The sequence below is a fragment of the Croceimicrobium hydrocarbonivorans genome (genome assembly GCF_014524565.1).
GTDB lineage: Bacteria > Bacteroidota > Bacteroidia > Flavobacteriales > Schleiferiaceae > Croceimicrobium > Croceimicrobium hydrocarbonivorans.
In genome coordinates this window covers 3,896,135-3,921,445 of record NZ_CP060139.1, presented here as the reverse complement: position 1 = coordinate 3,921,445, position 25,311 = coordinate 3,896,135, and the positions used below count along the sequence as shown (strand labels likewise).

General features: G+C 41.4%; 22 protein-coding genes. 12 read left to right on the top strand and 10 right to left on the bottom strand.

Features of this window, described 5'->3' with window-relative positions; all coding sequences use genetic code 11:
- The first annotated feature begins 53 nt into the window (after nt 1-53).
- From H4K34_RS17595 to H4K34_RS17570, 6 genes are read left to right on the top strand one after another with little or no spacing between them, the layout of a single operon-like run.
- The gene (locus tag H4K34_RS17595; protein WP_210758697.1) at nt 54-1,835 is read left to right on the top strand and encodes a hypothetical protein; all 1,782 of its coding nucleotides are present in this window, start codon (nt 54-56) and stop codon (nt 1,833-1,835) included.
- Nucleotides 1,836-1,844: 9 nt separating this feature from the next.
- On the top strand, nt 1,845-2,219 hold the full coding sequence (locus H4K34_RS17590; RefSeq protein ID WP_210758696.1) for a hypothetical protein: 375 nt from the start codon (nt 1,845-1,847) through the stop codon (nt 2,217-2,219).
- Nucleotides 2,216-2,923: a hypothetical protein gene (locus H4K34_RS17585; protein WP_210758695.1), complete on the top strand. Its 708-nt coding sequence runs from the start codon at nt 2,216-2,218 to the stop codon at nt 2,921-2,923. The genes H4K34_RS17590 and H4K34_RS17585 overlap by 4 nt, the downstream gene beginning before the upstream one ends.
- 51 nt (nt 2,924-2,974) lie before the next feature.
- Nucleotides 2,975-5,098 (top strand): AAA family ATPase, encoded by a 2,124-nt coding sequence (locus tag H4K34_RS17580; protein ID WP_210758694.1) that lies wholly within the window; start codon nt 2,975-2,977, stop codon nt 5,096-5,098.
- Nucleotides 5,095-7,002 (top strand): UvrD-helicase domain-containing protein, encoded by a 1,908-nt coding sequence (locus tag H4K34_RS17575; protein WP_210758693.1) that lies wholly within the window; start codon nt 5,095-5,097, stop codon nt 7,000-7,002. Before H4K34_RS17580 ends, H4K34_RS17575 begins: the two co-directional genes overlap by 4 nt.
- Before the next feature lie 44 nt (nt 7,003-7,046).
- On the top strand, nt 7,047-10,298 hold the full coding sequence (locus H4K34_RS17570) for an SNF2-related protein (RefSeq protein WP_210758692.1): 3,252 nt from the start codon (nt 7,047-7,049) through the stop codon (nt 10,296-10,298).
- Nucleotides 10,299-10,391: 93 nt separating this feature from the next.
- Here H4K34_RS17570 and H4K34_RS17565 read toward each other — a convergent pair whose 3' ends face one another.
- Nucleotides 10,392-11,687, bottom strand: a complete 1,296-nt coding sequence (locus tag H4K34_RS17565; protein WP_210758691.1) for a tetratricopeptide repeat protein — start codon at nt 11,685-11,687, stop codon at nt 10,392-10,394.
- Nucleotides 11,688-11,795: 108 nt separating this feature from the next.
- Between H4K34_RS17565 and hpf the strand changes: the two genes are divergently transcribed.
- The gene (gene hpf / locus H4K34_RS17560; protein ID WP_210758690.1) at nt 11,796-12,095 is read left to right on the top strand and encodes a ribosome hibernation-promoting factor, HPF/YfiA family; all 300 of its coding nucleotides are present in this window, start codon (nt 11,796-11,798) and stop codon (nt 12,093-12,095) included.
- 13 nt (nt 12,096-12,108) lie between these two features.
- Nucleotides 12,109-13,131 (top strand): glycosyltransferase family protein, encoded by a 1,023-nt coding sequence (locus tag H4K34_RS17555; RefSeq protein WP_210758689.1) that lies wholly within the window; start codon nt 12,109-12,111, stop codon nt 13,129-13,131.
- On the opposite strand, the gene H4K34_RS17550 is transcribed toward H4K34_RS17555, so the two are convergent.
- Nucleotides 13,128-13,517 (bottom strand): pyrophosphohydrolase domain-containing protein, encoded by a 390-nt coding sequence (locus H4K34_RS17550; protein WP_210758688.1) that lies wholly within the window; start codon nt 13,515-13,517, stop codon nt 13,128-13,130. The two genes, H4K34_RS17555 and H4K34_RS17550, sit on opposite strands and share 4 nt — an antisense overlap.
- Nucleotides 13,518-13,544: 27 nt before the next feature.
- Here H4K34_RS17550 and H4K34_RS17545 point away from each other — a divergent pair, with 27 nt between their 5' ends.
- The gene (locus tag H4K34_RS17545) at nt 13,545-13,733 is read left to right on the top strand and encodes a hypothetical protein (protein ID WP_210758687.1); all 189 of its coding nucleotides are present in this window, start codon (nt 13,545-13,547) and stop codon (nt 13,731-13,733) included.
- Here H4K34_RS17545 and H4K34_RS17540 read toward each other — a convergent pair.
- Both H4K34_RS17540 and H4K34_RS17535 read right to left on the bottom strand, forming a co-directional pair.
- The gene (locus tag H4K34_RS17540; RefSeq protein WP_210758686.1) at nt 13,730-15,094 is read right to left on the bottom strand and encodes an aldehyde dehydrogenase family protein; all 1,365 of its coding nucleotides are present in this window, start codon (nt 15,092-15,094) and stop codon (nt 13,730-13,732) included. The two genes, H4K34_RS17545 and H4K34_RS17540, sit on opposite strands and share 4 nt — an antisense overlap.
- Nucleotides 15,072-16,229, bottom strand: a complete 1,158-nt coding sequence (locus tag H4K34_RS17535; protein ID WP_210758685.1) for a M14 family zinc carboxypeptidase — start codon at nt 16,227-16,229, stop codon at nt 15,072-15,074. The genes H4K34_RS17540 and H4K34_RS17535 overlap by 23 nt, the downstream gene beginning before the upstream one ends.
- Before the next feature lie 123 nt (nt 16,230-16,352).
- On the opposite strand from H4K34_RS17535, the gene H4K34_RS17530 reads away from it, so the two are divergent.
- The 3 genes from H4K34_RS17530 to H4K34_RS17520 all read left to right on the top strand — a co-directional run bounded on the left by H4K34_RS17530 (nt 16,353) and on the right by H4K34_RS17520 (nt 18,995).
- On the top strand, nt 16,353-17,660 hold the full coding sequence (locus H4K34_RS17530; RefSeq protein WP_210758684.1) for an alkaline phosphatase D family protein: 1,308 nt from the start codon (nt 16,353-16,355) through the stop codon (nt 17,658-17,660).
- A 155-nt stretch (nt 17,661-17,815) separates the two neighbouring features.
- Nucleotides 17,816-18,406, top strand: coding sequence for a helix-turn-helix domain-containing protein (locus H4K34_RS17525; RefSeq protein ID WP_210758683.1), 591 nt, complete (start codon nt 17,816-17,818; stop codon nt 18,404-18,406).
- 43 nt (nt 18,407-18,449) lie between these two features.
- Nucleotides 18,450-18,995: a DUF6580 family putative transport protein gene (locus tag H4K34_RS17520; protein WP_210758682.1), complete on the top strand. Its 546-nt coding sequence runs from the start codon at nt 18,450-18,452 to the stop codon at nt 18,993-18,995.
- 54 nt (nt 18,996-19,049) lie between these two features.
- Here the strand turns inward: H4K34_RS17520 and H4K34_RS17515 are convergent, their stop codons facing one another.
- From H4K34_RS17515 to H4K34_RS17490, 6 genes are read right to left on the bottom strand one after another with little or no spacing between them, the layout of a single operon-like run.
- Nucleotides 19,050-20,063: a nicotinate-nucleotide--dimethylbenzimidazole phosphoribosyltransferase gene (locus tag H4K34_RS17515; protein ID WP_210758681.1), complete on the bottom strand. Its 1,014-nt coding sequence runs from the start codon at nt 20,061-20,063 to the stop codon at nt 19,050-19,052.
- Nucleotides 20,047-21,165 carry a YncE family protein gene (locus H4K34_RS17510; protein WP_210758680.1) on the bottom strand — a complete coding sequence of 373 codons (1,119 nt, stop codon included), beginning with the start codon at nt 21,163-21,165 and terminating at the stop codon, nt 20,047-20,049. Before H4K34_RS17510 ends, H4K34_RS17515 begins: the two co-directional genes overlap by 17 nt.
- Nucleotides 21,166-21,220: 55 nt before the next feature.
- A complete protein-coding gene (gene recN, locus H4K34_RS17505; protein ID WP_210758679.1) occupies nt 21,221-22,879 on the bottom strand; it encodes a DNA repair protein RecN in 1,659 nt (552 codons plus the stop codon).
- 13 nt (nt 22,880-22,892) lie between these two features.
- A complete protein-coding gene (porD, locus tag H4K34_RS17500) occupies nt 22,893-23,798 on the bottom strand; it encodes a type IX secretion system protein PorD (protein WP_210758678.1) in 906 nt (301 codons plus the stop codon).
- Nucleotides 23,758-24,969 (bottom strand): bifunctional phosphopantothenoylcysteine decarboxylase/phosphopantothenate--cysteine ligase CoaBC, encoded by a 1,212-nt coding sequence (coaBC, locus tag H4K34_RS17495; protein ID WP_210758677.1) that lies wholly within the window; start codon nt 24,967-24,969, stop codon nt 23,758-23,760. The genes porD and coaBC overlap by 41 nt, the downstream gene beginning before the upstream one ends.
- Nucleotides 24,970-24,972: 3 nt before the next feature.
- Entirely contained in the window at nt 24,973-25,305 is a 333-nt protein-coding gene (locus H4K34_RS17490) for a DNA-directed RNA polymerase subunit omega (RefSeq protein WP_210758676.1), read from the bottom strand.
- Nucleotides 25,306-25,311: the final 6 nt, after the last annotated feature.

Here is a 25,311-nt window from a genome sequence, read left to right as displayed (position 1 = left end):
AGAGAATCTTTTATCCTAATTTAATTAGGATTAACTCTTTATAAAACCCAACCATGAAACAAAGAGTACTAATTAGTCTGTTTTTATACTTTTTAAGCGTTGGGCTTTATGCTCAGGCTAATGAGGAAGCTTCGAAATCCATTGCCGAACTACGATTTAATGTCAACAATAGTACCCTGGTCGGAGGACCGGTTTACGGCCGACATTTTAAAATAAAAGGGGGCCTAGATCTACCGGGAGGAGAAAAAGCCAATGCCGTAGAGTTGGTGATTTATAAGAAAAGTGACGCTGGTCCAAAAGAAGTTATTAGGCAAGAATGGTTTCGGGTAAAGGCCATTGATGGGGCCAATCCTGAAACGGAATTTGAGTTTTATATCAATGATTTTCTGGAATTTAATCAAACCTATATTTATGAGTTTGCCTTCTCCAAAACTCGAATAATTCCCGACAATGCGGCCAATACCATAATATCCAATATTGAAGATCGACTGATTCGTTTTGCAGGTAAGGAAGGAGACGCCAGTACAGATAGAATTTACAATTGGCTATTAATTGAATTGAGTTCCTTTTATGCGGGAACGCCTCAAAACAGTATCGCTTCAGAATTGGAAAGCATGTTGGAGTCTAAGCCGGATTTTAAGACCCGACTTTTCCTCACCGCCTCTTCAGCGGATCGTTTTTTAAATGCCAAGCGCAAATACACTGGATATCAGAAAGACTCTATTCGCAAACAGGATTCATTGGTATTAATGGATCAGCAACTGAACAGTAGTTTAAAACTTGCCAAGCAACTTCTTTCGGCTGTAAATTTTAATCCAGAATTTCTCAATCGCTTAGACAATTCCCAATTATCAACTAAGTCAGAATTAATTGCCTTAGCTAAGGAGGAGTTCTGGAATGCTTTGATCTACAAACTAGGGGATTATCCGCAAAAGAATACGATTAAACTATTTGCCAAGGCAATTCAAGACACCAACTTAAGCCTTGCCAGGAACCATCTTGCTGAAACGAAAAAGGCAGTGACTTATTTAAATGAACTCAAGCTAATTTGTACCAATCTAGCATCAGACTTTAAAGCCTCTGAGGCAGTTGGTGATGGCACTGCCAATTCTATATCCAAAGCGGCTTTGTTCTTATTGCGTAATCCCATAGGTCTGGTAAATGGTAAGCTTATCCCTACAATCAATCAATATGTGATAAAGAGGAATTCGATCTTAAACGATGAAGCAACTTATGCGATCTATAAGGCTTCTGAGAAGCTGATGAAAGCAGATTTGAAAAGGTTACTGGATCCTTTGCGTGGAGTATTAGTTGAAATCCGGAAAGTAAGTACCTATCGCCCCGAGGCTGCCGTAAATAAAGAAGAATTGGATGCCATTCGCATTGGTACTGCCATTGGAGCCGGAGCCCTCGCTTTTAGCACAGATCAGCATCGCTATTGGCAGCTGGAGGGTTTTGGCTATGTTGGTCTTAAGTTTTACCTACAACCAGTAGACAAGCGTTTAGTGAATCCTTATTTGCAATCGCGAAAGGGCTTTTTTAAATCTACCGCAATTTTGGTTGGCTTCGTGAGTGGGGTCAGTCCTAAATTTAAAGATCAGGAAATCCAAGCCATCGGTAATATTAAGCCCATGCTAGCACTTAGCTTGGATATCAATCGATATATCTCCTTAGACCTGGGGGCTGCCTTTTACAATATGGAATACATCAGCCCTTTGAAAAGTGGCACCTATTTCAGTGCATCGCCAATCATCGGATTGAGCTTTGACGCTGATATCTTCAACCGATTCAGTGCCCTGATCAGCAGTGACGCTTACCGAATTCCCGCTAATTAAAATTACGCTATGGCTAATATTAATATTCAACCATCAGTTTTGCATGCACCTGTTGGAATGGAAGTCAATATTGATGCATCGATCTACACTACCTATCCAGGAATTATAAGGATCAGTCTGAAATTGATTTCTGAGTGTCATAAACTATCTCATGTAGGCCCCAAAGCAGATGGTGCCGAACCAATCGGAGAATCGACGGATCATAAAATACTCTATTACAAGCTGTCAGCTAATGAACTCAGTCATCAGACTACGAAACTTTACTTCAAAGTAATTGGACCTCCGAATAAAGAAGACAGTGCCACACTAAAGGCTCATACCAGCGAGCCGGATGGTACTTTGCCAGATTCGGATACTTGTCTAATAAACATTACTACAGCATGAAAAAGTTTTTCAGCATCAGCATAGCCCTATTCGCATTCACTTTAAGCAGTTGTGATGAGGAAGATCCGCGCAGCGGCCTCACCAGTGCTCAGATCATTCAAATGCAAACTGAAAATGAGGCCATTCCTGCGGATGGTAATTCTCGTATTAAAATCACCGCTCAATTGCAATCTGAGTCGGATCCCAACCAAGAAATCACCTTTACCACCGACCAGGGATATTTCGCCGGAACAGAGCAAAAGAAGATTCACATCGTAAAGGCTTCCGGTAAAAGCGCTGAAGCCTATATCATATCTAACCGTGAGGTGAACGATTATATTACTCTAAGCGCCAAGGTAGGGGACTTTAGCACAAGCAAAACGGTCTCTTTTACCCGTGCCTTACCCGATGCCTTTACATTGACCGCCGGCTCGAGCCGACAAGTGCTAAACAATGGTCGCGGAAATGTGAGTTTAAACCTCCAATTTCAAAATAATGGAGCCGCCAAAAACTCCATGAATACCCAGGTATTTTTAAAGCAAAGGCCTTTAGAATTAAATGGTCCAAGCCTTTCCATTCCCGAATTTGTAATCGTTGATGATCAGACAGCCTCTTTCAATGTGTCTTGCCTCGATAGCGTCTTAGTGGGCTCTGTGCAGGTGATTGCCTATCTGGAAGGGGCTGAGGATAGTAGTAGGGTGGAGTTGATTGTGGTGGATAAGTAGAAAGCATTACCGGCAATCGCTTTGCATTGATAGAATGAAATCATAATCTGGATGAAAATTGACAAGGTATTTATAAAGAACTATAGACTCTTAAGGGACTTTTACATCGATTTAGAAGATGATCTCTCATTGATTGTCGGTAAAAACAACACCGGCAAAACCTCATTACTTACAGCTCTGGATCGTTTTTTGGCTGGCTCTGATCGAAACAAATTTTCTTTTGACGATTTTAACCTAGATCTCAAAAGCGAGATTAAAACGCAAGTGGAATCAGTCTTGCCAGATAAGGATAAGTATACTCCATTGGGTATTAGGCTGAATTTGTTGATACGATACGCTGAATCAGATAACCTTGCCAATCTGAGCCGTATTATGACAGACCTTGACCCTGATCACTATTTCATCAATCTTGAGTTCGGTCTATTATTGGAACATGCTTCCTTGAAGCAATTGAAAAGCGACTATGCTGAATTTGAAATTAACGAAATGGAGAAGGTGGCCAATAGAGAGGGGTATCAGGCGCGCGACCTATTCTATTTCCTTCACTCAAACCTGGTCGACTATTTCAAATTATCTAGAAAGTCTTTGTCTTGCTCCAAAACCACAGGACAGCCGGATGGAAAGTCTTTCATTGACCTGATCAGCGAAAACATTTCGTTGAAAGATGTAATTCAGTTCCGGTTTATTAGCGCAAGGCGAGATGTTACCAACAAGGAACAAAACAGCACGCTTTCTCTTCAGACTTCGCGCATTTATGAGAAAACCGAGGCAACAGACGAGCAAAATGAGCATATAGCCAACTTTAAAGATGCCTTGGGAGACACTGATTTGGCATTGACCAAAGTATATGATAAGCTATTCAAGGAGACAGTGGATAAAGTCAGCAAGTTTGGAGGTATAGCTGAAGGTGATTCCAAGATCAGTATTAATTCCACACTACAGCATAGGGATTTACTAAAAGGCAATACCACAGTGATGTATAGCCATGGAGAGCATTCTTTTCCTGAATACTACAATGGACTGGGCTACATGAACTTGATCAGCATCATCTTCGAAATTGAAATTCTCTTGAAGGAATTTAAGAGAACCAAACATGAAGTGCCGGCCGATATAAACCTCCTGTTTATCGAGGAGCCCGAAGCGCATACACACCCTCAAATGCAATATGTGTTTATCAATAACATAAAGGGGTTATTAAAAGAAGGTATCAAGAGGGAAGATGGGGCCAACCGAAACCTTCAAACAGTCATTACAACCCACTCATCTCACATTGCTTCCGAAAGCGATTTTAACGACATACGGTATCTAAAAAAAGTGAGCGACACCAGTGTGATAGCCAAAAACCTCATGGCTTTGGAATCGGAATATGATTCAGCAGGAGAAGAAGAAAATTACAGGTTCTTAAAGCAGTATTTAACTCTAAACAAATCAGAACTATTTTTTGCAGATAAAGCAATTCTCATTGAAGGTGATACGGAACGAATCATCCTGCCGGCAATGATGAAAAAGATAGATCAAGCTGAAAGTGAGTCTCCGTTACTGTCTCAAAACATTTCAATCGTAGAAGTCGGAGCTTATTCTCATGTATTCGAAAGATTCATCGATTTTATCGGACTCAAGACTCTGATAATCACGGATATTGATTCTGCAGAAAATAAATCAAAAAAAGCCTGTGAAGTGAGCGATCCAAAAGCTAAGCTCTCCACCAATTATTCATTGAAATTCTTCTTGAATACCGATTCACTTGCTGAATTAATAGGTTTTAATCTGGATCAGAAGAGGGTTGAAAAAACAGAAGAAACTGAGGGTAAAAAATGGAAAGTAAGCTCAACCGGTAATGTTCAGCTCGTTTTTCAAACTCAAGAAGCGAATGAAGCAGGTGAGGAGTACCACGCTCGAAGCTTTGAAGATGCCTTCTTTCATGTAAACAAGGCATTTATTAAAGACACTAATAACAAATTCGACTCCCTTACGCAGAAACACCTTAAAAGCTTTCGGAATGATGAGATCGATGTCTATGAATTTGCTGAAAAGGCTATAGGCAGCAAACCATCCTTCGCAATTGAGATACTGCTCAATAGTAAAACAGATTCGACAGGTATTGAATTCAGCAATTGGGTAATACCAGCTTATATAAAAGAAGGTCTCACTTGGTTAAGGGATGTTAAGGTATGACTGAAATAGAGGAAATTTTCGATCATATTCACAACGGTAGGAACTTCCTTTTGAGTGGTGGAGCTGGAAGCGGAAAGACCTACACCTTGGTGGAAGTCATAAAAAGAGTCATTGAAGAAAACCCAAGTGCCATGATCGCTTGCATGACCTATACCAATGCCGCTGTAAAAGAAATCGAGGAAAGGGTGGGACATGAGCATTTATACGTTACCACCATCCACGATTTTCTTTGGGACCAGATCAAACACTTTCAAAAAGAGCTCAAGCTTTGTTTGGTTGAATTGGCCAATGAAGAAGAAATAAAAGTCATAAAATTGGATGGTGTTGATCCAGTACCAAATGACTATTTCGACAACTTAGAAGATGGCATTCAATACAAAGAATACTCTAGGATTAGTCAAGGCGTAATTTCTCATGATGAAGTCATTGCATTAAGCGATCGAGTTTTTGAACGCTACCCAAAGTTGGGGGATATGGTCAAAGACAAGTTTAAGTTCATTTTCGTGGATGAGTATCAAGACACCCAGATCGATGTTGTACGCATTTTCCTGGAGCACTTTAAGCTAACCGAGAAAAGAAATATCATCGGTTTTTTTGGTGATGCCATGCAATCGATATATGACAAGCGCATTGGGAGACTAGATGATTACAGAGGCACCGAAGAAGGACAGGTAAGAGAGGTTCAAAAGCGGCAGAATAGGAGAAACCCAAAACTCATTTATGAGCTGGCTAACAAATTAAGAACAGACGGATTAGTGCAGATCCATTCAACAGATAATTCTGCTCCAAACATGACGGAAGGGAAGGTGAAAGAAGGAGAGATCACTTTTCTCTATTCAGCATCCGGAGATATCGATAATGTAAAAGCCCACTTGGCCTGGGACTTTACAAACTCAAAAGAAACCAAAGAGTTAAACCTTACTCATAACCTGATAGCAAATAAGGCAAGTTTTCAAACCTTGATGGATATTTATGACAAGGATAAAATCCTTGAATACAAGAAGCGTATCAAGGACCATATAAAGAATCATCCTGTTGAATGGGACCCAAGTAAAATGACCTTTGGTGAAGTAGTTGAACGATTGAAGGAAGGCAAAACTGGAAAAGGTTTGAAAATGGTCGAACCAGCACCAAAGCAGCAAGACTTTATCAAAAAAAATAAAAACCTTTATAAGGTAGCCATGGATATGAATTTCGAAGTTTTTTCAAAGGTTTATGTAGATAAGGATCAACTGCTTGATGATAAAAAACAGGACGAAAACGACTTAAACAAAAAAGGCAGCAAACGGGATAACCTGATCCGGCATCTATATCGTCTACAAGAAATCATTTGGCTTTACCAAAACGAGCGATACTACGAGTTTTTAAAGGCTACTGATTATAAGGGAAAACTAGGTAGGGTGTCCGAAAAACGAAACCTTAAAAATAAAATTGATAGTCTCGTTAATGTTGGGGAAAAGACAATCGAAGAAGTCATTCAAGAAGCAAATGATTATGGAATCTGCCTGATAGATGACAAATTGAAAAGATTCGCTGAAAATCAGAAGTACGTATACGACCAGGTGATAAAAGTTCCCTTCAAAGAATTACAAGCACTTTATGAATATTTGGAAGGTCGCACTCCATTTTCAACTCAACATAAAACTAAGGGGACGGAATTTGATAATGTCCTGGTCATCCTAGACAATGGGGGATGGAACAATTACAATTTTGAGTATCTGTTCACAAACAGAACGGATAAAGCCAGCGTACTTGAGCGTAGTCGGAAGATTTTCTACGTCTGTTGCACAAGAGCTAAAGAACGTCTAGCGGTTTATTATTGCGATCCTAGCCAAGCGGTCATCGATAAAGCCATCGATTGGTTCGGGAGGGAGAATGTTGTCAACTTAGGTGAAACCCATTGAGTCTCCTTAAAAGCGAAAAAGTACAGCAAAATCGGAACATATAAATGCGTGATGCCCCTAATAAAAGAGAAGAAAACTCTCAATTTACTTTAGATTTTGAGAAGCCGATTGAGCCATATACGAGATGGCCCTTACAAGAGGTTTTCCCATTAAACATTGAGGAAGTAAACAAAAGAGTTGGTGATATATTGATGGGAGATTTAACTGTAGCCAAGGAATTTATTTTACTAACTGGGTACACATCACTTTCTCAATTAATAGACACTTTCGGAAAAGATGATTATAACAATATCAGAGTAATTCGAATAGTACTCGGCTTTGATCCAAATTTTAGAGGTAGAAAACGGTACCACATTAAGCCACTTGACAAAGAGATCAAAGAGTACTGGTTAAAAAAAGGACTTTCTATTTTACAAGGAGGGAGTGTTATTAACCTGATTGAAAAAATAAAATCCCACAGAGTTCAGGTAAGATTTTTCAACAAGCTCCATGCAAAGATTTATGTAAGTCACAAAATGGCAATGCTTGGTTCTTCCAACTTCAGTAATAACGGATTATTAAAACAAACCGAGGCTAACTATCGAGTCCTTATGGACGATCACCCAAGTGTTCATGAGGACATCAAGCTTATTGCCGAAAATTATTTTAAAAAGGCTACACCATACCATGATATAATTGACCTTCTTGAAAACCTGATTAAACCTGTAGGCTGGAAGGAAGCACTAGCCAGAGCGATTCATGAAGTAATAGAGGGTGGCTGGTTGTCAGATTTTGGAATGCTCAGTAGCAAGTTGGAAAATGTTAAATTGTGGCCTACTCAAAAAAGAGGGTTAGCGCAAGCACTCTCCATTTTACAGGAAAATGCTAATGTTCTGATAGCCGACCCAACCGGAGCAGGAAAAACGAAGATGTGTTCTACCATTATTCTTGCTCTTAAAAATTGGCTTTGGGAGAATGGAAGGAAAGAAATGGATAATTCAGTCATAGTTTGTCCTCCCCTCGTAATTGACAAATGGAAGAAGGAATTTAAAGGTCTGGCCACAATTTCTAATAATCAAATTTCCAATGGTACGCTGAGTAATGGTAAACTTAAATCATTAAGAGATGCTGAAGAAGATTTAAACCTCGCTAATATTCTCGCCGTTGATGAAGCTCACAACTATCTCAATATTAAGTCTAAGAGAAGTGTAGCAATTAGAAAAAATAATGCCGATTACAAAGTATTGATCACTGCAACTCCAATTAATAAAAAGATAGATGATCTTTTGAAAATAGTTGAGCTCTTAGATGTAGACAATTTAGATGACGAAAGCTTTGAATCCTTCCGCAAACTGAAGGCTAGACCAGACTTGAGGCAAGAAGATGACATTAAAAATCTTAAGCAATTCATTAGTAGATTCACTGTTCGAAGAACAAAGAGTGAAATAAATAAACAAATTGATCAAGAGCCTCATTTATACAAAAATGCACTTGGTGATACATGCAAATTTCCGGAGCAAATTCCAGTACCGTATCAAACCAACGAAACTAAAGCGGACCAGGATATAGCTCAGAAAATTAACGAGTTATGCGCTAATTTAAAAGGGATTAGCTATCTCAAACAAATCAATAATTCCAATTTCTTTATATCAGAGGACGAAAAGCAAGCTTACATAGATAGACGTTTTTTAGCTGCAAAACATCTTTCCATTTATATGATAAGGTACCGCTTACGTTCCTCTAAAATGGCATTAATTGAGCATATTTTAGGCGCAGGTGATGCATTAAAAATTGAAAATTTTGAATATAAGAAAAAGCAATTTAACAAGGTAAAAAACAAGATACTTGACTCTTTTATTGATAGAAATGCTAAGCCTCGGATTAGTAATGATTTTAAAAACTGTGATTTCCCGAATTGGTTTACAAACATTGATGAATACATTCAAGCGTGCAAGGAGGAGAAAGCTCTTTATTTGCAAATTGCCAACCTAGCAAAACAGCTATCAAATGAAAGAGAAAAAGGCAAAGCTAAACTGCTAATTGAGCAGCTGAATAAACATCAAAAAGTTATAGCTTTTGACAGTTGCTTGATCACGCTAAACTACCTCAAGTACTTAATTAAAAAGCATTCGCCTAAGACCAAAGTCTTATTAGCGACCGGGGAAACTGAGAGAGAATCAGATGAAGTCTTAGATAAATTTCATTTACTTTCAGAAAATGAAGAAAGAATAATAGCCCTTTGCTCGGATAAAATGTCGGAAGGGGTTGATTTGCAAAAAGCTTCTGCAGTCACTCTTTTGGATTTACCAAGTGTAATCCGAATAGTTGAACAGAGATTCGGCCGAGTTGACAGGATGGATACACCTTACTCGAAGATTGAAATGTACTGGCCTGATGATACTGAGGTGTTTTCTTTAAATGGGGATAAGAAGCTCTTGGAGTTAAACGATTTAGTGCATTCCACCATAGGTTCTAACTTTAAAATACCCGATCAACTCAAGTTTAAACATTTTAAAAAATCAGAGTCTATTAAAGAAATTATTGAGGAATTTAAGGACTATGAAAAAGCTGATGATTCTTGGGAAGGCATAACAGATAGTTTTCGTTCAATAGTCAATTTAAAAGAAGGCGAGAATGCCTTACTTACAACTCAAGAATACAATGAGTTAAGAAATGTGAATGTGTCTTTAAAAACTGGGGTCAGTTTTGTTGATAGCTCGGAAGAGTGGTGCTTTATAGCCTTGAATGGTGACAAACATCATTCACCAAAATGGTATTTCATTGAACCAAAACAAAGCCAATCAATTCATACTGATTTCCCCGTTATCTGTGACTTACTGAAAAAGTACCTCCAAAACAAAAAACAATTTGATATTGAGTGGAGTGACCACTACTTAAGTAAATACATACAACTTTTAAAGGATAATGAGCTAGAGTTACTTTCACCCAAGAAGAAAAGAGCTATACGGGTTGCAGAGCAAATTTTAGAGAAACGATCCAAACAACGAAATATCTCAGAAGAAGAGCGGATTATTATTAAGAAATTATTACGACTATTTGATAGAAATGAAAGCCATATAGACATTGAAGCATTCTCAAAAACTTGGATTGACTTTTTACAGCCATACATTGATGATAAGAGATCTCGTAATAAGGATAGAAGAAAGGTGTTTAACCTCCATGATTTAATTACTCCAAACGAAATCCGAAAAATTGACTTCAATATTGAGATCCTTACAGCAATATATGAAGAGGCTCCAGTTTATGAAGAAATTGATCTTAAAATCGCGTCTTGCATAGTTGGTGTACCAACGTAGATTTTGATACTACAATGTACCCTATAATTAATATTATGTCAAATAACTTTTCTAAAAAGAAAGGAGATCATCAAAATCTCCTCTCCTGAATTCTTATTCGCCCATTACGGCTTTTGCCTTATCGTACATTTCTAAAGAACGATAAACCTGACTCAGAGCAATCTTCACTTGCGGATCCTCTTCGTTTTTCTTGTAGGCTTTCTCTAAATATGGTAATGCCGTTTTAAAGATTTCATTCTTCTGCTTCTTGTAAGCATTGTATTTCTTGGTGGCATTGTAAGGCAAATCATTCATCTTGGCTACCACGGCGTTGGCGCTGTCGATATAAATGATACTGGTCATATACAAAGCATCAGTATAATTGGAATCAATTTCCAAAGTCTTCTCATAAGCGGCCAAAGCATCGTTGGTACGCTTCATCTCATTCTGCAGAATTACGCCCTTATTGTAATACATCAAAGGATTCTTGGGGTCCGCGGCAATAGCCTTATCCAAGTTAGCAAGAGCTTTGTCGTATTCTTTATTGTCGAAGAACAACTGTAATTCGGCAATAATCAAATCTAAGTTCTCTGGGAATTTTACCCGTCCTTCCTGGATGGTTTTGGTATATCCCGCGGTATCACCCTCGGCGAGTGATAAATAAGCAACGGTTTTGTAAAGATTAGGACGAATATCTCCCTCAGATTTGGGACTAGTCACTTGTTCGTTTTTCACAAACATTTCCATTTGTTGGGCGCTGGCAAAATCCATGGTGTCCCCTGTTTCCACTGATACCGCATAAAAACGAGTACCGTGGTAATCCATATTTAAAAGGTCCTTATAAATAGGAATGGCCTTTTCATTGGCTTTCATGTTCTGGGCCATCAAAGCAGCATTGTAGTACATGCTGGTATCGATGCTATTCATGAATTTCTTTTTTATCTCGTAAGATTTCAAGAAATCAGCGTAGGCACCTTCGAAATCACTATTCTGACTGGCTTTAATACCGCGATTCGCAAAAGAGGTTGATAAGGCAGTTAGTTGCTGTTTAGCTTCGGTAGTGTAACGCTCTTTCCCGATTTTTTTCTCCAAATCGAGCAATTGGCTGAAACCTTCCACTGCTTTATCCAAAGCATTGGCATCCAATTTTTGGATCGCTGGGTCATCGTTAATATGCACCCGATAGTTGATCAAACCTTTGTAGTAATAGAACTTGGCCAGGTCTTTTTCCTTCACCTCGGAAAGTGATTTACCACTGATAATGGTCTGGGCCTCATCGATATAACCCTTAGCGGCAGTTAAATCGTTGTTACGGTCTATGGCAATTACGGCTGAGGAAATTACCGGCTTCTCCTGGGCTATTGCGGAAAAACCGATTAACATCGCTCCTAGAAAAATAAGTCGTTTCATGTTGAATTTGGCTTTTGATGCAAAACTAGTATTTATACTATTTTAAAAAGGCTTCGTGCTAATTTAATGCCAAGTCTATCTTTGCAGGCTTAAATCAAAACAATACCTATGAAATGGGATATCCAAACTGTAGACTTTAAAGCTACAGAAGAGTTGCTCTCCTTTACTGAAGAAAAAGTAAGTGGATTGCACAAGTACTACGATCAAATCGTAGGTGCGGAAGTTTACCTGAAACTGATTCAGGACGAAGCGAATCAAAACAAAAAAGCAGAAATCAAGCTGAATATTCCCGGCAATGATCTCTTCGCCGAAAGTCACGATGCTTCTTTCGAAAAAGCCGTGCATGATGCAGTAGACAAGCTTAAAGGACAAATCCGCAAGCTTAAAACCAAAATGCAAAAGCACTAACCTCTCTCCTTTCATGCAGTTCCTCTTCGCCGCCAAGGATGGTTTTACTTACAACCGCACCTATATTTTGGCCGAAGGTTTAAAGGAATTGGGGCATGATGTACAGTATTATAAGATTCCCGAACGCCAGCCGAAATACGGCCAGGTGCTTCGGGATCTTAGTTTAAAGGCTGATGTGGTTCTGGTGCCACCCTTTCGTCATCGCGACCTGAGCTTTGTACGTCGCTATGCCCAGGCCCCAGTGGTTTTTGATCCCCTAATTTCCCGCTACCTTACCAAGGTGGTCGACTATGGCCATTATTGGAAAGCTCCCCAAAAATGGTGGATCGATTTTCGGGATTTTAGAAATTGTGATCTCCTCCTAGCCGATACCGCTGCCCATCTGCAGTATTTCGAGAAAACCTTGAGACTCCCCTCCTCCTTGCCTAAGGCCGTGGTACCCGTGGGTGTGCATTTGGAGGAATTCCCAGCCCATTACCCCAAAAAGGATGATACGCTCGAAGTGGGATTTTACGGCACTTTCGTGCCCTTACAAGGAGTTTTAAGCATCATAGAGGCCATAGCCCTACTCAAGGAGGAGAAAGACCTTAATTTCACCTTATTAGGAACCGGTCATCAATATGAGGAAGCGCGGCAATTAGCTGCTGATCGCGGTTTATCTCTGGATATTTTCAAAGGCTGGATTCCCTACGATGAATTAGCTGCGCAAATTGCCAAATTCGATCTGGCCCTCGGCGTTTTTGGTGAATCACTCAAAGCTGATTTGGTAGTACCCAATAAACTCTATCACTATGCGGCCTCCGGAAAAGCCATCCTCACTAAAGACAGTCCGGGTTTACGGGAGGTTTTTGAGCCGGGTACAGATGTACTCACCGCCGAAGCTAATCCGCAAGCCATAGCCGATAAAATTCTATACCTACGCGATCATCGCGATGAATTAAGCGCCTTAGGCCACAAAGCCCGCCAAAAGATGGAAGCATCCTACAGCAAAGCCGCTATTGCGCAGCGCCTGGTAGATGCAGTACAAAAACTCTAATCCCGATCGAGAATAGCCTTAATATTGGGCTTAAAGTATTGATCACTTTTCAGCACCTTGCCGTCTTCCCGGTAAATAGGTTCGCCATTGGCATCCAATTTCGACATATTGCTACGCTGAATTTCGTCGAATACCTCTTCAATTTTATCCTGCATACCATGACTTAAAATGGTGCCACAAAGGATATAGAGCATATCCCCCAGGGCATCGGCAATTTCCACCAAATCCCCATTCTGAGCGGCTTCCAGGTATTCTTCATTTTCTTCCCGCATTAATTTATAGCGCAAGAGCTGCGTTTTTTCATCAATATCAGCAGTGGGTGCATAACGGTTTTCAATGCGAAAAGCATTGTGGAAGGCTTCAACGGCGGAAATTTGCTTTTTCATGGTTTACTTTGCAAAAGATTTAGTCTTATGGAAAATATCACTACCGGTCACTGGATTTTCGCCGGCATCTTTATGTTCGTATTTATTGGCTATCTGGTGTGGAGCTATCGCAAGGATCTCAAATTGCATAAACTCCATTACAATGGTAGTATCTATGTTTTAATCGGTATTATCCTGATTCTCTTCTTGTTCTATATTTTCAAGCGTATCCTTTAATCCCCTTTCAGGTAAATGGTTTTCAGGTTGCAGAAGGAATGGATGCCCTCCGGACCTAATTCGCGACCATAACCGGAATTCTTCACGCCTCCAAAAGGCAAGCGCGGATCACTTTTTACCAGGTCATTGATAAATACCGCGCCTTCCTCAAATCGGGAAGCCTGACTAAGCATAAAATCGCGGTCCTCACCAATAAGGCTCACCCCTAAACCATAGCGACTGCTGTTGCTAATGGCAATCGCTTCCTCAAAATCGGCATAGCTCATGATTGAGGCGATGGGCGCAAATACCTCTTCTTTAAAAACGGTCATATCCGGATTTACCCCACTTAAAATGGTGGGCTCCAAAAGATTGCCATCACCCTTCCCTCCTAGCTCCAATTTCGCACCTTGAGCCAGACTTTCTTCAATTTGACGCAGGGCATTGGCTTTTAAATCGGGGCGTGCCAAAGGACCAATACTAGTACTGGATGCCTTGGGATCACCAATGCTATAATTAGAAAACACTGCTTTCAATTCTTGGATAAACTCGGTATACAAGGATTCATGCACCAAAAAGCGCTTAGCAGCAATACAGCTTTGCCCGGCATTTAATAAAAGAGCGCTGGAAGCCAGTTGAGCCGCGGCTTTCACCTTAGCACTGGAATGAAGGATAAAGGCATTGGATCCACCTAATTCCAAAACCTGAGGCTTTAACTCACGGCCTGCAATCTCAGCTACCGTACGCCCAGCTTTTTCACTACCGGTAAGGCTTACACCTTTAATGCGTGCATCTGTGAGCAATTCGGCTACCGTTTCATTGGATAGTCGCACAGCAGAATAAGCAGCCACAGGCAAGCCTGCATCATCAAATATGCTCTGGAGATCATCTGCACTTAAATTGCAATTGGGAGCATGCTTCAATAAAACCCGATTTCCCGCTAAAATAGCTGGCACCGCAAAGCGGAAAACCTGCCACAGTGGGAAGTTCCAGGGCATAATGCCTAAAATCACTCCTAAGGCTTCATAGCGACGAATCGCCTGGGCATCGCCTAAATCCAGCTTTTGATCGGCTAAAAATTCGGGGCTCTTTTCATAATAATAGTCACAAAGCCAGGCACATTTTTCCACTTCGGCCTCCGCTTCCTTAAGCACCTTGCCCATTTCATCGCAAATATGCACGGCCAATTCAGTTTTACGCTCACGCAAGAGGCCAGCTAAATTTTGGACGGCCTTTCGGCGGATGGGAAATGAATAATGATCCTCTAAAGGACTTAGACTGTGGGCGGCTGCGATTTTGGCTTCCAGCTCTGTCGATAAATCTTCGGGGAATTCCCCTATAAGTTCTTGATTATAAGGATTAATGCTCTTGTAAATAGCCATGTTTAAATACAAATTCACGTTCACTTTGGATCCGACCATTGGCTAAGGCATCCTGATTGAAATCCCCTTCAAATGCCAATATTCCGCCTTTATATTCTTGAATACCATGGAGATGACTGAGATCGCCAATATCATCAATGCGAAATTTAATCTCCAGTTCCCCACTTTCTTTATTCGGCACCTCTTGCTCCATCAGAGCCAGGTCTAAACGGCAATTACCAAATTGCAGATCTCTAAATATAAGGTCGCGCAAATGGCTTTTGTTTTCAGGAATTAGATGATATAAGGCGGGATCTACCAATTCCCAGGCATCAGTGGCAACCAAATGCAAGGCTTCTTTTAAACCACGGTAATTGAGCTCTCGAGCCTTTCGGCGGAAGCGATCTCCAGGAAAATGACCGGCTTCAAATAAAACATTAGGAATACCCAATTTCATGAGGTTATCCCCTAAAGCACGAGGATAAAATTCATCGCTATATCGCCCGAAATGTCCACTAAGACTGTCTTCCAGCTTTTGATGTATAGCGGCAATCATTTGCATACTCACCTTGCGCTCCAAACGGATACTGCGCTCTTCATCCGCTGAAGGTGCCAAGAAACTTAGGGTAGCGCAATGCTCACTGGCTCCGGCACTAAAAATATTTCGCTGATCATGCAGATTAAAAGCCCACTGAGGTTTAAAGGCTTCCAGGAAATTGAAATAGGCCTTAATCTCAGCACTGCAGCGGGCTACAGCATCTCGGTTTAAATCAATCCCCAGGGCATTGCGCCTTTGAAAGCGCTCGGCTCCATCCGGATTTAACATTAAAACTAAGGCCACTTCGATTTTGGATTCCAGTGCCATTAATTCAGGATCTGAAACTAAATCCTGTAGCAAATCGGCACAAGCCAAGGTCGCGGTAGGCTCATTGCCATGCATTTGGGTCCAAGCAAATATTCGTTTCGGGCCTTTCCCCCAGAGAATCACCTTCAAGTCCCGACCTTCTTCACTGTGGCCAATAGATTCAATTTGAAAATCTTCGTGATTTCCCACAAAAGCCCATAAGTCATTCAGGTGCTCCAGGCGCAACCATCGTCGCTCCGGAACCAAAGATTTTAGGCTAGTATTATTAGAGTTTTGAGTAGAGAATTGCATAGTAGAAATCTATCAAAAAGGGCTGTAAACTCGCACTCTTACAAATAACGGGATTAAGATTAAGTTAAAGCTTAAGCCAATCCGCTTTTTACGCTTATTTTCGGTCACTTAAACCGTTATAAAATGAAACGATTAGCATTTAGTATAGCTTTAAGTATACTATCCTTAACTATTGTGGCTCAATCTAATAAGGTTTTAAGCGGACCACTATTAGGTTATGCGGAAATGAAAGAAGCCCTAATTTGGGTACAGCTCCGCGATAAAGGCTCAGTTAAACTCAATTACTGGCCCCAAAACAGTCCCGAACAAAAGCAAGAAACCGACTTGGTGAGCACCTCTGCAAATACCGGGAATACCGCCAAACTCTACCTCCGCAATTTGGAGCCCGGCACCATTTACGAATACGAAGTGATGGTCGACGATGAAAACCAAAAATTTAAATTCCCCCTGGAGTTCGATACCGAACCCTTATGGGATTATCGCACTGATCCTCCTGCCTTCTCTATTGCCATGGGAAGCTGTACCTATATTAATGAAGAAGCCTACGATCGGCCAGGCACTCCGTATGGTGGCGATTATCAGATATTCAAGAGTATAGAATCGCAAAAGCCGGATGCCATGCTTTGGTTGGGCGATAATATCTATTTACGTGATGCTGATTGGTGGACGCGCTCTGGATACATCCACCGCTACACCCATACCCGTTCTATTGAGGAAATGCAGGCGCTAATGGCCTCTTGTAATAATTATGCGATTTGGGATGACCATGATTTCGGCCCAAATGACGCCAATGGCTCCTGGATCCATCGCGATTTGGCCCTGGAGATGTTTAAGCTCTTTTGGCCCAATCCCAGTTTTGGATACCGTGATATGCCTTGCACCTTTAGTGCCTTTAATTACCGAGACTGTGATTTTGTAATGATGGACAACCGCTTTTACCGCACCGAGCCAAGCGAGGAGCATCCTGAGCAGATTTTTGGAACCCAGCAGATTGATCGTATGATTGACCTCCTAAAACAAAGTCATGCGCCCTTTAAATTCGTTTTAACCGGTGGGCAATTCTTAAACACCGCCCAAGTATTCGAAAACCATAGCAATTACGAAGAAGAGCGTGATTATATCCTCAAGCGCCTAAATGATGAGGATATTAAGAATGTGATCTTCATCAGTGGCGACCGTCACCATAGCGAAGTAGATAAATTACAGTTACCTAATGGCAATTGGGTGTATGAGTTCACGGTTTCGCCTTTAACCAGCGGGGCAGCACATCAGGTGACTGAGGAAAATGACTACCGCGTGGAAGGTTCCTTAATTCAGGAACGCAATTTCGCGGTAATGAACATCAGCGGAAAGCGCAAAGCTCGTAAGCTGGTACTGATCTATTACAATAGCGAAGGCGAACAAATCTACTCCTGGTCCCTAAGTGAGTGATATACATAAGTATTCTCATTTGTTAATTCATATTTTTAAGCATTGATTTTCAGTAACTTTAAGCCAATCTATTAAAGCTTAGTTTAAGCTTCCGAAAAAGCTTAACATTAACATTTCGAAAGACTTTATTACATTTGTAGTAAAGTCTTTTTTTTATGGAAGAAATTGCCGCTAGGATAAAGGAGTTAATTGCTGATCAGGGTTTAAGTAATAAGGACTTCGCTCAAAGCATAGACGTTGCCCCTGCTATCATTAGTCACGTATTGAGCGGTAGAAATAACCCTTCTTTACACCTTATTCAACAGATTACAAATGTATATACAAATGTAAATCTCGATTATTTATTAAATGGTAAGGGCTCTATGTATGAAGATCAACAATTAAAGGACTATAAAGCCAATGAACCTAAAGTGCCTATAGATCCTAAGGAACCTAAAGAAGTAGATAAAGCTAAGCAAGTAAGTAGTGAGGATGAAGCCGCCTATTCCTCTTTTGGCCTACCTCCTGGTGCTCGCTATGTATCAGAACCCAGTGGAGCTCCCATTCCTTATGCTGTAAAAGACACTATTGATAATCCTAAGACTGAACCTACTGATAAACAAGAGCCTGAGTACCCAAAAGAAAAGCGTGATTCCGAATTAACAAATGTATATACAAATGTTAATCCAGTGCCAGAAAAGGAAATTGACCGCATAATCATCTTTTATCGCGATCGAAGCTTTAGAGAATACCGTCCGGAAGCTTGATTTTGCTTTAGGCTTCTTAACTTTGTGCTCTCAAGTATAAAACATGAAGAAACAACTGATCTACCTAGCGATCCTATTTGTCCTTGCCATTGGCAGCCGTTTGATTGCTCCCTGGCCTAATTTCACCGCTATGACTGCGGTTGTTTTTACCGGTGGAATGCTCTTTGGTAAACGCTACCAGGCCCTCCTCTTCCCTATGCTTATCTTATTTGTAAGCGACTTTATCATTAACAATACCCTCTATTCTTATATGGGCTTCACTTTAATCACCCAGGGCGCTGGATGGTTATACAGCTCTTACTTATTAATCGCCCTCTTAGGCGTATTAAATTTTGGTAGCTCTAAATGGGCTCACGTAATTGTAGGTGGTATTAGCGGAACTTTATTATTCTTCTTGCTTACCAATTTCGGTGTATGGTTAGGAAACCCTGCTTACCCACAAAATGTTAATGGCCTAATAGGCTCTTATGTTGCAGGTTTACCTTTCTTATTCAATCAAGTAATGGGAACCGTATTTTACGGAATAGTAATCGTAGCAGCCTATCGTTTAACCGAAGGCAAGCCTATCCTGGAGCGCATTAGAGCTTAGTATCCAGATTATATCGATAAAGAATATTGAAAGCACCTCTTAGGGGTGCTTTTTTTATTGAGCATTAAACTGGCGCAATTCCTGCTGCATCTTCCAAATAAAGGGATACCATTCCCTCCCACTAGCGGTATAGCTCATGTTTTCCTTAAAGGAACCGTAGTCTTTGCTTAAATGCTCTGCGAAGTTTCCCACAGCATAGCCATATTGCTCTACTCCAGGAACAATCTTAGCCGCATACTGCCAGGCAATAATCGCCATAGGATCCGCTAGCAGAAAGGGAATACCTTTTTCTGCCGCTCGGATAATCGCCCCACAAAGGGCCACGGTTTCAAATCCTCCGTAAAAGCAGAGATTGGTAAAGGGATTATGACTAATAGGATGTTTTTTGGCCAGACGCTGAATTTCCTGTTCTACCTCCTGACCTAACCAAGCTGGTAAATACTTAGTCCAGGCTTTGGCATCACTAATACTTAAAGCCCAGGCCAAAGCATAAACACTAAAGATTTGCCCTTCCCCTAAACTGTGTAAAACCAGCAGATCCTTTTCTTGATAATGGGCTCTATCCACTAATTTCCGACCGCTGTAAAAGGCTTCGGCGAGCTCATCATCGGTCATTGCAGGATATGAACTAAAACTTTCGGTTCTAGCTTTTATCTTACTATTAATTAATTTGTTATTGTGATTTAGCCAATAGCTGATATTCGACTCAAAGGCATAATCAACTCCCAGATCTACCCAAAAATGTTGAAGGCTCAAATTCCCCTTCCATAATTCGGGCATGGTTTCTTGCCGCATGGCATCCATTAAAAATTCACCACTGCGAAAACGAGGTGTTGAGAATTCAGCATTTATACCATGATCACCGGCAAAGCTGAGAATATCAATATTCAGCAATTGAGCCTGCTTTTTCCCCTGAACTCGATTTAGCCAAGTGAAAAACTGAAAAAAAGCCCTGGGCTGAAAGTTTAATTTCTGCCCGGACTTTTCTGCTTGTATCTTTTCCTTTAGCTCCGCCTTAAGCGGTTTTAAAGGTTTTAAATCAAAACTGAGATTATTTAAAGACGACATTGTTGGGTTTTACCCCAATGGTAATGCTGGTCTTCTTGTTACCTACCGGATCAAAGATCTGTAGGGCCCCGTTCTTCTCAATATCATCAGGGGTGCGCATTCCGTATAATTCCAAATTAATGGGATCGAAAGCCAGCGCATAGAAGTTATCCTCTACTATTGGGTTCTCATTCAAAGCTTTAATACTGGTATTAGTAACCGCAATATCTCCGGTCGGTAAATTGGTGATATAGTACAAATTACCCCCTGCCTCATCATGGGTAAGGTAATGCGGACGTAATTGATTGTCAACAAAGTACATCACTGTATCGGCTGTAATCGCCCAACCGGAATCAATGTCACGGTACATAGTATCCAAATTGTACTTCCACAAAGAACCGGTACCACTTTGGGTAGGATCGGCAACATTTAAATCACCACTGCAAAGAATCCACAAATGATTAGACGCATCGATTACAAAACTGTTGGGTGAATGGCCCACGATTAAATTAGTTACCAAAGTATCTTCGGTTGTACGCACAATACTCACGGTACTGTCTTTTGACATCGGGCTCCCATTATTGCAAATGAAGGCTAAGTCTTCCCAAACCGCAATTTCAGTTTGATTAACCCCTACATCGAAGGTAATTTCATCCACTACATTACCATTATTAGCGTTAATCACATAATAACCAGGTAATTCGGGACAGGTAACATAATAGAGATTGTCAGAAACCTTAGCTACTTTCCGGATTTGCAGTAGATCTCGAGTTTGGAATTTAATCTTCAAAGTCTTGGCATCCACAAATACGATTTTATTGGAGCCCGGTACGATTAAAACCAATTGATTACGAGACTTATCCAACATCATATCACTTAATTGTGATCCCATAGGATTGATATTGGCCTTGCGGAATACATTGTTCTCAATCGTTTGATTGGTCACATTGTACATCGCCAAACTACTGATTCCATTGGGAGAAGTTCCTTCAATCCCAATATAGGCTTGCATTCCAGAAGAGCTACCTCCTCCATTACCGCCATCAGTACCATCAGTGTCTGAATCCTTTTTACAGGCGCCTATCAGCAGGAGGCTCAAGCCTAAAAGTGCAATTTTCTTCATGCGTTCTTCATTACAGGAGGTTAAAAATAAGCGAATGCCTCGATATTACAAGGGCTCAGGCACCTTGAATGAGTTCCCGCGCATTGGCCAAGGTCGCATCAGTCAATTTATCCCCTCCCAATAAGCGGGCAATTTCGTTCAAACGCTCCTGTTCATTGAGTGGTCGTATCTCTGTGCGCGTATTATCCGCCTCACTTTCTTTGCGCACTAAATAATGCTGACTGCCTTTAGAGGCGATTTGGGCCAAGTGGCTGATGGCAATAACTTGCATAAAGCTACCCATGCCTTTTAAAATCTCCCCAATCTTATGTGCCGTTTCACCACTTACTCCGGTATCGATCTCATCAAAGATGATGGTGGGCAAACTGCGAGAACGCGCTAAGATCGCTTTAAGGGCTAGCATTACCCGCGATAATTCACCACCGGAGGCTACCTTTTGTAAGGACTGCACTTTTTGACCAGGATTGGCCGAAAAAAGGAAATTCACTCGGTCATGGCCATTATTGTCGCATGTCTCCTGCACTTCAATGGAAATATCAAATCGGGCATTAGCCAGGTTTAATTCTGCTAATAAGTCCAACACCTGCGTTTCCAAGGGAGCTTTCAATTTCTGGCGCTCCTCATGTAAATCTTGAGCCAAAGATTCGGTTTTAGCCTGCCATTGGCTTGCTTCGGCCTTTTCCTTTTCCAAAGCAATATCCCGATCGGCGGCGGCACTCATCTTAGCTTCCAGAGCATCACGTTTTTCGATTAGCTCTTCTGCGCTTTCCGCTTGATGCTTGCGTTGCAAATGGATCAACTGACTTAAGCGCTCATCCAATTGTTCTTTTTCGCGGGGATCGAAATTGCCTTCAGATTGGTAGAGCTCCAATTCCTGACGCAAATCTTCAAATTCGATAAAGAGGCTTTCAGCGCGCTCCGAAAAGCTGCCTAACTTTTTATCCAAATTGGCAATGGATCGCAATTCCTGGCGCATTTGCCGGAGCATTTCACTTAATCCCAAGGGATTGGCATCCGCCATTTCTTGAACCGAAGCCAGGGCCGATTCAATTTTTCCAGAATGCTCCAGAATTTCCAGACGCGCTTCAATATCTGTCACTTCACCAGGGACTAATTTGGCATCCACCAATTCTTGGTGTAGAAATTCCAGATAATCCAAATCTCCGCCCTCTTCCCGGTTTTGTGCTTCGAGTTCAGCAATTCGCTTTTGGCCTTTGCGCCAATTCTTAAAAGCCTGCTGATATTCTTGCAATAAAGATTGATGCGATCCAAAACTATCGATGAGATCGAGCTGGAAATTAGCATCATTCAATAATAAAGTATCGTGTTGACTGTGGATATCTATCAGGCGTTGAGCCAATTGGGACAGGCTTTCCAAACGCACCGGACTATCATTTACAAAGGCCCGGGATTTACCGCTGGGTAAAATCTCACGACGGATAATTGTTTCAGCCTCATAGTCCAAATCCAGACTTTCGAAAAGGCTTTTATAGGATGGATCCGGAATCTGAAAGAGACCTTCAATCACACATTTTTGCTCAGGATCTTTCAGGGCTTTCAAATCTGCTCTCTGTCCCAGCAAATGGTTTAAAGCTCCTAAAAGAATTGATTTTCCAGCGCCGGTTTCGCCGGTAATTGTGGTAAAGCCTGTTTGCCAATCCAGATCGAGTTTCTCAATCAAGGCAAAATTGGAAATCCTGAGGTGCTGTAACATGCCGCTAAAATACTTAACCGCCCTGACCTACTTTCTGATATTCCGAAGCATTATTAGGGTCTAACTCAATCAGCACTTCTTTGAGGTCGGCTGTTGGTATGGAAGCCCCGTCACTAAAGATTTTCACGATTTCCGCTTGCTTGGCATCAAACCATAATTGCAGCAGAAAACTGTTACGTCTTTGGTCATTCACCTTTTTTAAGCTCTTTAATGCTTCCTTGATATTCATTTTCGCCGTGCGAATTTTGGAGGCATCATTCATCAGGTCTAAACCTTGACGGTGATAGGTGTACAAACAGGTACGGAAATTATCGAAGGCTGGACTAATCAAGTTGTCTACCAGCCAGTAGCGGTTTTTATTACTGCCCCCAAAGCTGTCCCAACCTCCGTAATTACTGGTTTGAGCATTTCCTACAATATTCTGAGCCTTATTGTAATAATCAGTACCACTCATGGGCGCATAACTATCATGATCCAAGCCAATTACGATATAGGCATAATAGGCCAAAATACTGGTGAGATTCGAGATAAAGCTATTGGGTGCAAAATCCAGACGATCGAATTCCAGGTATTCGAAATTCACATCATTATCGCGATGCACTAAAATCGGAGAAGCATAATCTGAATTGAAAATGGGTCGACTGTAAAAAATCTGCAAATGACCACTGAAGGTATTATTGCTGCGCGAATTAATAGTTAATACGAACTGGCAGTCGATACGCTCTTCCAATGAATAGCTTTCTTCGGTCCATTTACGGTTATTCAGAAATTCCCGAATTGCTGTTTCCAAAGTGGTATACAGCTGTTTATTCGTGGCTTGAATATTTGGAGTAAGCACTTGTACCCGGGCATTCAATTCCTGGGCTTGCAGGCTGGGGCTAAGCAGTATGATGCTTAATAAGCCGATCCAAAATTTCATAGGCTAATTCCTTCTTAGGTTTTAATTCAAGTTTTTCGCGTTGGCCTTTACGGCTGATCATTAAGACCTCATTCGTATCGTGTCCGAAACCTCTGGCCTTATCGTCAGCCTGATTCAGAACGATCCAATCACAGTTCTTGGTATCTAGTTTCTTTTGGGCATTCGCCTCAGCATTCTCTGTTTCAAGGGCGAAACCTACCACTAATTGATAGTCCTTTTTCGCCTGTCCAATACTTTTCAGGATATCCGGGTTTTCCACCAAATCTAGGTGCAGCATGCCGCCATCACTCTTCTTTATCTTTTGATTAGCTGGGTTTTTCGGACGGTAATCCGATACCGCGGCACTTAGGATAATCCAATCTGCATTTTGAGCTGCAGCAGTGGTGGCCTCAAACATTTCTTGAGTGCTCTCCACCCTTTTAATATTGATAGCAGGATTATTAGAATCCTGACTACTTGGGCCCAATATCAATTGTACCCGAGCACCATAATTCGCGGCGGCTTCAGCCAAGGCCATCCCCATTTTACCAGAAGAGCGATTGCCGATAAAACGCACCGGATCGATAGCCTCATAAGTTGGGCCAGCATTTATCACGATTAGCTTATTGCGCAAAGGTGCCTTGGACTCGAGGTCTGAAATTACAGCTCCAACAATAGTTTCGGGTTCAGCCATGCGCCCCTCACCTTCCAAGCCACTGGCTAATTCGCCTTTTTCAGCTGGGATAAGGATATGACCAAAGGACTCTAATTTTTGGATATTCTCGCGGGTGGCTGGATGTTTATACATATCCAGATCCATGGCCGGGGCAAAATATACCGGGCATTTCGCAGAAAGGTAAACGGCCATTAGAAAATTGTCTGACTGCCCTTGAGCAATCTTGGCCATGGTATTGGCGGTAAGTGGTGCCAAAATCATGAGATCGGCCCAAAGGCCTAATTCTACATGATTATTCCAGGTCCCTGTTTCAGACTCCCGATCGAAATATTCCCAGTAAACAGGATTTTTACTGAGGGTAGCCAGGCTAAGTGGCGTCACAAAATCGCGGGCCGCCGGGCTTAAAACAACACGTACCTCGGCCCCTGCCTTGATAAGCAGTCGCACGAGGTACGTCGTCTTATAGGCGGCAATACCACCGGTTACTCCCAGTAGTATTTTTTTTCCGCTCAACATAATTTAGTCTTCCTTTTGCTCTTCGGCAGGACGACGGAAATACACTTCATCTCTCTCCCATTCGGTAGCCGCAATGTGATGTGGCTTGGGGAGACTTTCGTAAAAACGAGAAACTTCAATCTGCTCTTTGTTTTCGAAAATTTCTTCCAAAGATTCGTTATGAGTAGCAAACTCATTCAGTTTCTCGTGCAATTCCACTTTCATGTCTTCCGCGATCTGATCGGCGCGTTTAGCTAAAATGGAAACCGCCTCATAAACATTACCAGTAGGGCGATCCAAATCGTTATGGTCGCGGGTTACGGTGTTTCTTGGGGCATCTACTTTTTTAAAATCCATCTACGA